General features: G+C 58.0%; 8 protein-coding genes and 1 tRNA gene. 6 read left to right on the forward strand and 3 right to left on the reverse strand.

Features of this window, described 5'->3' with window-relative positions; genetic code table 11:
• Positions 1-143 precede the first annotated feature (143 nt).
• The 5 genes from M4951_RS14685 to M4951_RS14705 all read left to right on the forward strand — a co-directional run bounded on the left by M4951_RS14685 (position 144) and on the right by M4951_RS14705 (position 6,092).
• Entirely contained in the window at positions 144-401 is a 258-nt protein-coding gene (locus tag M4951_RS14685; protein WP_262022406.1) for a hypothetical protein, read from the forward strand.
• Positions 402-549: 148 nt separating this feature from the next.
• Positions 550-1,287 carry a TVP38/TMEM64 family protein gene (locus M4951_RS14690; RefSeq protein ID WP_262022407.1) on the forward strand — a complete coding sequence of 246 codons (738 nt, stop codon included), beginning with the start codon at positions 550-552 and terminating at the stop codon, positions 1,285-1,287.
• Positions 1,288-1,432: 145 nt separating this feature from the next.
• The gene (locus M4951_RS14695; protein ID WP_262022408.1) at positions 1,433-3,949 is read left to right on the forward strand and encodes a DUF3656 domain-containing protein; all 2,517 of its coding nucleotides are present in this window, start codon (positions 1,433-1,435) and stop codon (positions 3,947-3,949) included.
• Between the two features lie 4 nt (positions 3,950-3,953).
• Positions 3,954-4,562: a non-canonical purine NTP pyrophosphatase gene (locus M4951_RS14700; protein WP_262022409.1), complete on the forward strand. Its 609-nt coding sequence runs from the start codon at positions 3,954-3,956 to the stop codon at positions 4,560-4,562.
• Positions 4,563-4,646: 84 nt separating this feature from the next.
• On the forward strand, positions 4,647-6,092 hold the full coding sequence (locus M4951_RS14705) for a sodium:solute symporter family protein (RefSeq protein WP_262022410.1): 1,446 nt from the start codon (positions 4,647-4,649) through the stop codon (positions 6,090-6,092).
• Between the two features lie 26 nt (positions 6,093-6,118).
• Here the strand turns inward: M4951_RS14705 and M4951_RS14710 are convergent, their stop codons facing one another.
• Both M4951_RS14710 and M4951_RS14715 read right to left on the reverse strand, forming a co-directional pair.
• Positions 6,119-7,171, reverse strand: a complete 1,053-nt coding sequence (locus M4951_RS14710; protein ID WP_410050436.1) for a nucleoside hydrolase — start codon at positions 7,169-7,171, stop codon at positions 6,119-6,121.
• Between the two features lie 224 nt (positions 7,172-7,395).
• Entirely contained in the window at positions 7,396-9,636 is a 2,241-nt protein-coding gene (locus M4951_RS14715; RefSeq protein WP_262022411.1) for a prenyltransferase/squalene oxidase repeat-containing protein, read from the reverse strand.
• A gap of 360 nt (positions 9,637-9,996) precedes the next feature.
• On the opposite strand from M4951_RS14715, the gene M4951_RS14720 reads away from it, so the two are divergent.
• Positions 9,997-10,070: transfer RNA gene (locus tag M4951_RS14720), tRNA-Met, on the forward strand.
• A 204-nt stretch (positions 10,071-10,274) separates the two neighbouring features.
• Here the strand turns inward: M4951_RS14720 and M4951_RS14725 are convergent.
• Positions 10,275-10,658, reverse strand: a complete 384-nt coding sequence (locus M4951_RS14725) for a hypothetical protein (RefSeq protein WP_262022412.1) — start codon at positions 10,656-10,658, stop codon at positions 10,275-10,277.
• Positions 10,659-10,661 lie beyond the last annotated feature (3 nt).

Genomic DNA, 10,661 nt, shown 5'->3' on the forward strand with positions numbered 1-10,661 from the left:
AAAGTCTAAGACTTTAGCAACACTTAAACCCAACAAAAGATCGCCAACATCCTTAGACTTTCCCCTCACTTGACGTAAGCTATTGTGTAGCAATATGATGTGTCTAGAAACTTTTTTTGCACTCGCGGAGTACGACCATGGGAATGGAATATCAGACCACCGACGACATCAAGGCGATGGAGGACCGGATCGTCAAATTTCTCGCTAAATTGCGAGAATTCCGGACGGATTGGGCCAAGGAGGGACCAGAAGAAGTGATGATCGAAACCACCATGGCGATCCGTTCGATCGACTATCTCGAAGCCTGGACGCCGCAGCAGCAAGCCCGACTGACACGCGCCAGACAAGCAGCGAGTAAAGCAGAGAAGAAGAAAGTACTAGACAAAAAGAAGAAAAAATAGCCATTCCTGCTTTACGCCAACACCTTGAGAGGCGGGCAGCGGCTCCCGGTCAGGGGCAAAACCCAACCTACGGAGTTTCGCAACCGTTTGGATCACGCCGAGGTCGGACCTCCCTTCCGCATTCCGCCAAAACGTAGAGCTATCGATCATGCCTTCAACCGAAGGAACCTCAGATCTCCATGCGCCCCAGCATTCCAATCGCTGGAAGTGGACGCTGGGTTTGATCGTGGTCGTCGCGATTCTCGTCGCCTATTTCACACTGGGACGTTATCTCTCGATCGATACGCTAGTCGCGCAGGAAGAGGCGCTGCGTGATTATCAGCGGCGGCATGCGGCGATCACCTCGATCGGCGGTTTTCTGGTTTACGTCGTGATCACCGGGCTGTCGCTTCCCGGCGCGGCGCTGCTGACCATCTTTTATGGATGGCTATTTGGTCCGATCGCCGGCGTCTTGCTGGTCAGCTTCGCTTCGACGCTCGGCGCGACGATCGCCTTTTCGCTGAGTCGCTATCTATTTCGGGACGCGATTCAGCAGCGTTATCAGCAGCGACTCGAGAAGCTGAACGCAGCGGTCGCAGCTGAAGGCGCCTACTATCTGTTTACGCTCCGCTTGATTCCGGTCATCCCCTTCTTTTTGGTCAATTTGCTAATGGGACTGACGCCGATTCGACTCCATACCTTTTGGTGGGTCAGTCAGCTGGGCATGCTGGCTGGAACCGTGGTATACGTCTGGGCAGGCGCAAGCTTGCCGTCGATGCGGACAATCCAAGCGGAAGGGTTCGGCGCCGTCGTCCAATGGCCAACCCTCGTCGCCTTCGCGATGCTGGGCTTGCTGCCGCTGCTTACCAAACAAGCGGTGAAACGATTTCGCAGCCGCCCCCTGTAGGTCCCACCTTGGCCTGACGTCAAATATTGCTTGTTTTCTGCGACAAAACCTGCGGCCGTATTTCCCGCAACAAATCTTCTGACGAACGATCGCTGCGATTGCTAGAATGGGAGTTTCGACCACCCTCTCAAGCGATCGCTCTCTTATGCCAGAAAACCGTACTGCCCCTGAACTACTGGCTCCTGCCGGCAATTGGGAGTGCGCCAAAGCGGCCGTCGCCAATGGGGCCGATGCGATCTATTTTGGGTTGACCAGCGGGTTTAACGCTCGCGCACGCGCCGATAATTTTGGAGTCGACGACCTTTCGCCGCTGATGTCGTTCTTGCATTGGCACGGAGTCCGCGGCTACGTCACGCTCAATACGCTCGCTTTTTCGCCCGAGCTGGAAGCGGTCGAGTTGCTCGTTCGCCAAATCGCCGCCGCCGGCGTTGACGCGCTGTTGGTGCAAGATTTGGGGCTAGTCGGCATGATCCGCCAGATCGCGCCGACGCTGCCGATCCACGCATCGACCCAAATGACAATGACCAGTAGCGAGTGCATTGCGTTGGCGGACGAAATGGGGGTCGAACGAGTGGTGCTCGCTCGCGAACTTTCAGTGGACGAGATCACCGCGATCCATGCCGAAACCGCGATGCCGCTCGAAGCGTTCGTCCATGGCGCTCTGTGCGTCGCCTATAGCGGACAATGTCTCACCAGTGAATCGCTCGGCGGACGCAGCGCCAATCGCGGCCAGTGCGCCCAAGCGTGTCGGTTGCCATACGAATTGATCTGCGACGGTGACGATGTCGATCTCGGCGATCAAAAGTATCTGCTGAGCCCGCAAGATCTGGCCGCGTTTGAGATCACGCCTGAGCTGATCGCCGCAGGGATCGTCTCGCTCAAAATCGAAGGGCGTTTGAAAACGCCCGAGTATGTGGCCAACATCACGCGACATTATCGCAGCGCGATCGACGCCGCCGTCGCCGGGCGCCCGATCGAGTTTACGCCGCGCGACGTCGAAGAGATGGAGTTGTCGTTCTCGCGAGGGTTTTCGGTCGGCTGGCTGCAAGGATGCGATCATAAGATGCTGGTCCCGGCCGTCAGTTCGGCGAAGCGCGGCGTGCTCGTCGGCGAAGTTCAAAAGGTGCAAGGACAGCGCGTTCGCATCGCGCTGCGTCGCTCGCTCAAAGCGGGCGACGGCGTCGTCTTCGAGGGAGACCGCAGCATCGGGGATGAACAAGGAGGCCGTATCTTCGCGCTCTATCGCGGCCAAAATCGGCTCGAAGGAGAAGTTTCTCACGGCGTGATTGAGCTGGCGCTGATGCGCGACTCGGTCGACGTGTCGCAGCTTTACCCGGGTCAAAAAATCTGGAAGAGCGACGATCCCGAGCTCAACCGCCGTCTGCGAAAAAGCTTTGACGGCGAGATCACGCCGCGCGAAGTTGACCTGCAATTGCACGTCACTGCGGCGATCGACCAACCGTTGCAACTGATCGCCACGGTCGCCGGTTTGCCGCAATTGCAACTGCAGACCGAACAGCCGTTGGAAGCGGCTCGCAAACATCCGCTGACTGCCGAGACGCTGCAAGAGCAGTTCTCGCGGCTGGGAGAAACCGGCTTTCGACTGACGCAATTGACGGCCGAGATCAGCGGAGCGCCGATGGCGCCGCTCAGCGTGTTAGGCGCTCTGCGCAAGCAAATGGTCGAACAACTTTCAGCTGCTCGCCGAGAAGCGGCGATCCGGGCGCATGCCGTAGATCCAAATCCAGTATTGCCGCGACTGCGGGCCGACATCCCAGCGACAATTCCGACCGACGAAACGCCGCACCTCCATTTACTCTGTCGCACGTTGGATCAGTTGACCTGGGCCAGCGAGATCGGCATCAAGCGGCTTTACGCCGAGTTCGCCGATATCCGTGAGTATCGCCAAGCGGTCGATATCGCCCACGCCGCCGGCGCACAGATCTACCTGGCGACCCCGCGGATCCAAAAGCCGGGCGAAATCGGCGTTTTCAGAGCGCTCGAGAAGCAAGCGGCCGACGGAATCTTGGTTCGCAACCTATCAGGACTACGCTACTATCACGAACGCCAAATCGCGTGCGTCGCCGACTTCGCGCTGAATGCGGCCAATGAATTGACGGTCGACTTTCTGCGTCATCAAGGCGCCGAACGGATCACCGCTTCGTACGACTTGAACCGTGAACAGTTGTTTGAGATGGCGCGGCGTTCGCCGTCGCAATTGCTGGAAGTAGTGATCCACCAGCACATGCCGATGTTCCACATGGAGCATTGCGTCTTCTGCGCCGTTCTCTCGCCGGGGACCAACAAGACCAACTGCGGCCGGCCCTGCGACGATCATGTCGTCCGCCTGCGGGATCGCGTCGGCAGCGAACATCTGCTGACCGCCGACGTCGGCTGCCGCAATACGCTCTATAACGCAGCGCCCCAAAGCGGCGCCGAAGCTGTCGCCGCGCTGATTGACCTGGGCGTCCGCTACTTTCGGGTTGAACTGCTGGACGAAGCCTCCAAGTCGCAGGTGTATCAAACGCTCGATCTCTACTCGTCGTTGCTGACGGGGCAAATCAGCGGCAAAGAAGTTTGGACCGAGCTGAAAGCGCTCAACCGCGTCGGCGTGACCCGCGGCACGTTGGAAGAACGCCGCAATCCGCTCGCGATTCTGTAAACCGATGAAGCTCCCCTTCCCTACTTTGATTCTGGCGACTGGCAACGCGCACAAAGTGCAAGAGCTGACCCGATCGCTCACGCCGCTGCAAGTTCCCCTGCGGTCGCTGCAAGACTTTCCCCCCATAACGCCGGTCGAAGAAGATGGCGCCACCTTGCGCGACAACGCGTTGAAGAAAGCGACCGGCTATGCGCTGCAACTGGGACAATGGGTCTTGGCCGATGACACCGGTCTGGAAGTCACGGCGCTGCAGGGAGAACCCGGCGTACGATCGGCCCGCTATGCAGGCGATCAAGCGACGGCGCTAGACAACCGCAAAAAGCTGCTCGCTCTATTGCGCGATGTGCCGATAGAAAAGCGCGCAGCCCGCTTCGTTTGTCATCTGGCCATCGCGAACCCGGAGGGCAAGATTTGGTACGAAGCGTCTGGAGAGTGTCACGGCCGCATCTGCGACGACGCCCGCGGCGAGTATGGCATTGGCTATGACACGTTGTTGGAAATCATCGAGTACCGCCGCCGCTTGGCCGAACTAAGTCCGGCGGCGACGCGATTGATCGGGCATCGCGGGCGAGCGACGCAGCGACTATTGCAGGAACTGAAGAACTGCGTGTAGGATCCGCCGTGCGGACCATGAAGCGCAATCAAACGTCGGTCCGCACCGCGGACCCTACCGTTTTTTTGACCGGAGCGCTGGCGAATGGAAATTGGCGTCGGTTTGAAATGGACGCTCGGCGTCGTGATTGCGATCTATGTGATCGGCATGTACGCGCTGGCGATCGTCGCCCAGGGAAAGGTCGAGACGAGCGAAGACTATATCGTCGCCGGCCGCAAGCTGCCGCTGTCGCTCGCCTGGATGACGTTGCTCGCGACCTGGTTTGGCGCCGGCACTTTGCTGACGGCCGCCGATGAGGTAAACGCCGAAGGGCTCCAAGCGGCGGCGCTCGATCCGCTGGGACCTGGCTTTTGCCTGTTGATCGCCGGCCTGTTTGTCGCCGGGCCGATCTGGCGGATGAAGTTGCTGACGTTGCCAGACCTGTTTCGTCAGAAGTACGGAACGTTCGCCGAGATCGTCGCGTCGCTCATCATGATCCCCAGCTATTTTGGTTGGATCGCGGCGCAGTACATTGCGTTGGCCAAGATGTTAGAACTCTACTTTGGGCTCGACCTGTCGATTGGAATCGCCGCCGTGGCGATCGTCGGCACGGGCTATACCATCGCCGGCGGCATGTGGTCAGTCACGTTGACCGACGCGGTGCAGATCTCGTTGGTATTACTCGGTTTGATCGTGCTGACATTCGTCGTGTTATGGGAGATCGGCGAAGGCCAGTTGATCGCCGGCTACGGCAAAGTCATTGCCCAAACGCCGGCGGAACATTTGCAATGGATCCCCCGCGAAAACGCCAAAGTGATGTGGGATTGGATCGCCGTCTTGATGGTCGCCACCTTGGGCAACTTGCCGGGGCAAGACTTGATGCAGCGAATCTTCGCCGCGAAAAGCGCACGCGTCGCCCAAGGCGCCTGCTTTATCGCAGGGGGCGCTTATCTGACCTTCGGCTTGATCCCGGTCGGGCTCGGCCTGGCGGCGAACCTGTTGCCGCACGAGATCGAAGCGAGCGTCTTACCCACCCTGGCCGCCGCGTTTCTTAGCCCGCCGGTCGCGATTATTTTTGTGCTGGCGCTGATGTCGGCGGTTCTCTCGACGATCGACAGCGCGATCATCGCCCCGTCAAGCGTACTCGCCCAAAACTTGCTCAGCCGCTGCACGACGATCGAGCCGCTCAAGCTTAACCGCATCGCCACGTTGATCGTCGCTGTCGGCGCATTAGTAATGGCCTACTCTGGCGAAACCGCCTACGGTCTCTTAGAGACCGCCTATGCGATGACGCTGGTGGGACTCTTCGTGCCGCTGATGTTTGGCATTTATACTCAGCCGCGCAATCGCTGGTCGGGCGCTGTCAGCATGTTGGCCGGTGCGATGGTCTGGGGACTGCACCAACCGTGGGGCTATGAAAGCTTCCTGGAACCATGGCTCGCGGGCACGCTGCCCATTCCGCTAGAAATCGCGGCGACCGTGATTTCATTGGCTGCGTATCTTTTGTGTGAACCGCCGTGGCGCATGCAATGGGCGACAGAGAACGCGTAGGGCAGGCCGTGCCTGCCCTACCGCTACTACTCGGGCGGTTGACTCGAGAGCGATGTCAACGCTTCCAGCGTTTTTCCTTTTTGCGCTTCTTGGATGATCAAGTAACGATCACGCCCGCCGGGCGATGCGACAAAGTTGGTGTAGCCTTTTTCGTCGATGGTGACGTCGCCTAACGGGGAGATATCAAAATATCCGCGGTCTGGACGGACAGGATACAGGACGGACGTCAGATCCCAGGTCGGTCGATGATGAGGCGGCTTGACGTACATGTTGTACGACTCGACCACCGGATGATGCGCCGCATACGTGTAGTCCTCGACGATGCTGCGGTACGGGTACCGCAGTCCCATCCCAATTTCATAGCCGCTCCAGATGATCGGAGTTGGCCAATGATCCGCTAACCGACGCGATGCAGCTAGATCCTTGATCACGTTGTATTCGCCGTGTCGCTTCCCGCGAACTTTACTCGGATCGACAAACGAACCGGCCATCACCGAGAGCAGACGCACCTTGCGTTTCACCAAATCGGCGCCGTTCAGCGGGCTGATGTCATCGCCGGGCGAATCGATCAGATTGGCAAGATTGGTGAAAAAACCAACCTGGCAAATCACGACCGTATGATCTTCGGCCGCTGCGAGCGTTTTTCGTAACAAGGTAACCGCGTTCGGAGCGGCGTCACCTGACATCAAATCATGCGGATAACGTAACTTGCCGTCGTCGGTCGTATTGGCGAGTCCATTGAAGTTCCCTTGATCCGGCGTCACGCCGCTATGACAAACGCCAATCGGCACATCAGGGCGCCCATAAAAGGTATTCACACTATCCACAAACGCCGCCGCCAGCGGATTGTCTTTGGTAATCGTCACCGCCAACAACTCGCACTCTCCGCGTGATTGCAGCGCGTGAATCATCCCGAGCGCCAGAACGTCGTCGCAATCGTTGCCGATGTCGGTATCAAAGATCAACGGAATCGGACGCGGCGGCGATTGGGCAATTGCAGTCGAAATGAGCGAAGTGAGAAAAACGCAGGACAAGACAAAGCGAGCGAACGATTTCACGATTCGGATACTTTCGAGCAGGAGGAGGGAATTTTCGGCAGGGTGGTTTTGACGACGAAAATCTATCTTACACGAATCGCCGGTCAGCCGAACAATGTTGTCGATCTCTTCATATTCCGCCGCGCAAGCGAGTCCAGCGGGGACGCCTTCAATGATTGACGCCGTATTTCTCTCGCTCACTTAAGCGCGCGACGAAAAATGTGAAATCCGAAAGCCTCTTGCGCCAGTCGCTATTTCTCGTCGGCTTACTGCAGCGACAGCACTTCCGACTTCGAGTAGATCGGCAGATGCCGATAGTAGACTTCCAACATGTAGACGCACAAACAAGTCATGAAAAGCCGGCCGCCGATGACGCCATGTTTGTCGCCGTCGGGAGACCAGCTTCCCTTTTCGCCGCCGACCTGCACTTGCTGCTCGGGGATCGCCTGACGCATCACTTTGTTCCACTCTTGCCAGGCCGAGCCTTCGTAGTGATGCGCCACTTGCGTGCCGTAGTACCAGTAGTAAACGTCCGGCTCTTTCCAACTGATCGGATTGCCGACCAGAAAGTCGACGCCGTCGCTCAAACGCGGGTCTTCTTGCGTCCAACCGAGATACTGACGGCAGAGCAAGCCTTCGGCCGTCATCGATAAAGTCGGCGGTTGATTGCGGGTCGGTTGATACGTGTAACGAGCACCGTTTTCTTTCGAGACGCTATCGAGAAAGCCGCCGACTCGCTGGAGCGTATCTTCCGGAACGCTCAGCCCGCACATCTGGGCGCTGGCGAATGCGATCACAAACCAACCGGTGACGGAAGTATCGGCGCCTTCGCCAGGAGTATAGCGCCACCCACCTTCGGGAGATTGAATCCGGACCGCGTAATCAATCGCACGTTGCGCCGGTTTTTTGTACTTCTCGTCATTCGTCATGCCGTACAACTCGCACAACGCGATTGTCGCTTGCGCTTGCGTGTAAAGTCGATGCTGATTGGCTAGCGGCCCGCTAATAAACGTGCCGTCGTTATCCATTTGCGACAGCAAAAATTCCCAGCCGCGGGTCACTTCTTTCGTGTAGACGCCTTCCAGCGTCGTGTGGCCTGCTCCTTGAAACGCTAACAGCGCCATCGCCGTTGCGGCGATATGATTTTCGATGCCGGCGCCATCACGATACGGACCTTTCAAACTCCACGAACCGTCGCGGCGCTGATTCCGCTTCAGCCAATCGAGCGCATCCTTTACCGATTGTTCCGTCGTCGCACTTCCGCCGTAGGCTTTCAATAACGCCTTCTTGCCGCCGCCATCGCTGCGAAAGTTGTACTCGACGCCGGGAGTCTCCATTTCGCTTTGCTTCGACTTGGTTCCGGTGGCGGCCAATGTGGTCAGAGACGCCGGCGGAGGCTCCTCAGACTCGAACAACGTGATATCAAAGCCGGTAATGTCATCCTCCATCAAGTCGGCGTCGTCCAGCACAAAAGGCTGGTCTAGTTGTTCCCCTAACTTTTCGGCATAGGTCGCCGTAACGACGACCGTTTGGTTTTGCCGCGGCGTAAACGCAAACATGGCCAGCGCGATGACCAACAGAAAGTGAACGATCGTACTGACCATCCACGGAGGCATCAACTTCGTCGACTTCGCCGTCAGATCTTCGGCCGGCGCATCATGCTCGGCGACTTTCAACTGGGGATCAACAATCGCCGGCGCCGTTCGCTTGGGAGCTTGCTGCGGCAAACCTTTGCGATCGGATGCGATACGCTCGACCGGCGCTGATTTGTCGGCTGGTGCGGTTTCTGTGGAAGGGGACTTTTGCGGCGCCGGCTTTGTGGAAACGCTTTTGGAAGAGTCCTGCTTCGCTGCTCGTTTTTTCTCGCCGGAGGTTGGCGGCGCCGCTTCCCCCCTCCACTTCGGCGGATCCGATTTTTCGCCGGAGTCGCGCGATGGCGTTTTCGCCGCAGGCGGCTTTTTCGCGCCGGGCGAAGTGGGTGGTTTGGAAGGAGGGCGAGTGGGTGTCGACGGTTTCGGCGCGGCGGCCTTTGCCGGCGGTTGCGGAGGCGCAGGGGGTGCGACAGGTTCCACAGGCGGCGCTTCGCTCGCCGGCGCGGCCGGCTGTTGCGGCGTCAGCGGAGTTGTCGGCGCTGCGGGCCATGGATGGGGATAGCTCGGCGGCTGATAAGGACCGACTGGAGGGGCTGGATACTGGCCAGCCGGCGGATACTGCGGAGGCGGACCAAGTTGGCCTGGCTGCGGATATTGCGGCGGCGGGTACTGGGAAGGAGGATACTGCTGCGGCGGATATTGCGGCGCTGGGCCAAACTGACCCGGCTGCGGGTAACTGTTGGGAGGAAAATAATTGGGGGCCGATTGCGGCGGAGTTTGCCCGAAAGAGATCGGCGCTTTCGTCTCTTCACCGTCAGGCGGCGGAGTCGATGGCTGGGCAGGCGGTTGCGAAATCGGCGCTGGTCGCTTTTCTGGCGATTTGTTGCGGTCTTTCGGATGTTCTTCGCTCGACATCCACAAGCTCCAAGACCGCTATCACGACAGACGGCCAAAATACCAGCGAAAAAAGGGGTTACGTCACTCTACCAGTCGCTTTTTCTAGCGGCAAGGAACCGACTTTGTACTCATGCGCCCTCACGCGGAATTCGCGCCGGTTTTGTCGATTTTGACGCGTCAACACGCTGCTCGCGACACCGCGGCTTTCCGCGTCGAAAAGAATCCCGTACGATTCTCTCCCTGCTATCGTCACAGAAAAACGCTCGCCAATAGGTCGCATACGAATTTTTTCCCTCGGTCCCCTGGACACTGCTCACTGTTCCTTTACAATTCACCACTTCCAACAGCGGCAATCATGTCGCTAGTAGGAGTTAATGTCGCGGGGTGGAGCAGCTAGGTAGCTCGCGAGGCTCATAACCTCGAGGTCGTCGGTTCAAATCCGGCCCCCGCCACTTTTTTTCGATAGAAGCCCTTTGGCCAACAGGTCAAAGGGCTTTTTTATTTTGACGTAAAGAGTTACGCCATCGAGCTTGCAGTTCAAACGGGTGATTCGACGCCTCGCAGCGTAATCGATCCGTTGCCGAAAAGGGCCTGAACAAACTCCCTTGCAGATTCGCTTCGTTTAAAGACGGGATATTGCAGAAGGTTGCAGCGACTTATCTTGCGTCTCTTTTGGCACGGCCGCCTACAACCATTGGCATCACGACTGCTTCTTCGGCTTCCGTTTTGTAGAAATTGCCGCAAAAAAACAGTTGCCGCTCCTCTTCGTCCATCTGCTCAATTCCAAGGACGAAAAGTTCTAACTGGTTTCTGAGAACTCCACTTTTTAAGAAGCCGTTCCTGACTGGGAACCTTTTTTTTGGGCGCGCATCGAATTGCTTGAGATGATCGCTCCCTGCGTCGACAAACGGATGGCGATTCTTTCCCTCGCTTATCGAATGGGGACGTCCGGAGAATTGGCGCCCGTTTTGAACCGTCGCAGCGCTAAAGAAGGCGCAGAGACGGGGCATCGCCAGCCATTTCCCTGTGTTCGAAATCATTTC

The organism is Blastopirellula sp. J2-11, from assembly GCF_024584705.1.
Lineage (GTDB): Bacteria > Planctomycetota > Planctomycetia > Pirellulales > Pirellulaceae > Blastopirellula.

What these genes read in the sequence shown, in the direction of transcription:
- M4951_RS14695 (WP_262022408.1), top strand. Translation starts at nt 1,433, where the DNA reads ATGCCAGAAAACCGTACTGCCCCTGAACTACTGGCTCCTGCCGGCAAT.
- M4951_RS14690 (WP_262022407.1), top strand. Translation starts at nt 550, where the DNA reads ATGCCTTCAACCGAAGGAACCTCAGATCTCCATGCGCCCCAGCATTCC.
- M4951_RS14715 (WP_262022411.1), bottom strand. Translation starts at nt 9,636, where the DNA reads ATGTCGAGCGAAGAACATCCGAAAGACCGCAACAAATCGCCAGAAAAG.
- M4951_RS14725 (WP_262022412.1), bottom strand. Translation starts at nt 10,658, where the DNA reads ATGATTTCGAACACAGGGAAATGGCTGGCGATGCCCCGTCTCTGCGCC.
- M4951_RS14700 (WP_262022409.1), top strand. Translation starts at nt 3,954, where the DNA reads ATGAAGCTCCCCTTCCCTACTTTGATTCTGGCGACTGGCAACGCGCAC.
- M4951_RS14705 (WP_262022410.1), top strand. Translation starts at nt 4,647, where the DNA reads ATGGAAATTGGCGTCGGTTTGAAATGGACGCTCGGCGTCGTGATTGCG.
- M4951_RS14685 (WP_262022406.1), top strand. Translation starts at nt 144, where the DNA reads ATGGAATATCAGACCACCGACGACATCAAGGCGATGGAGGACCGGATC.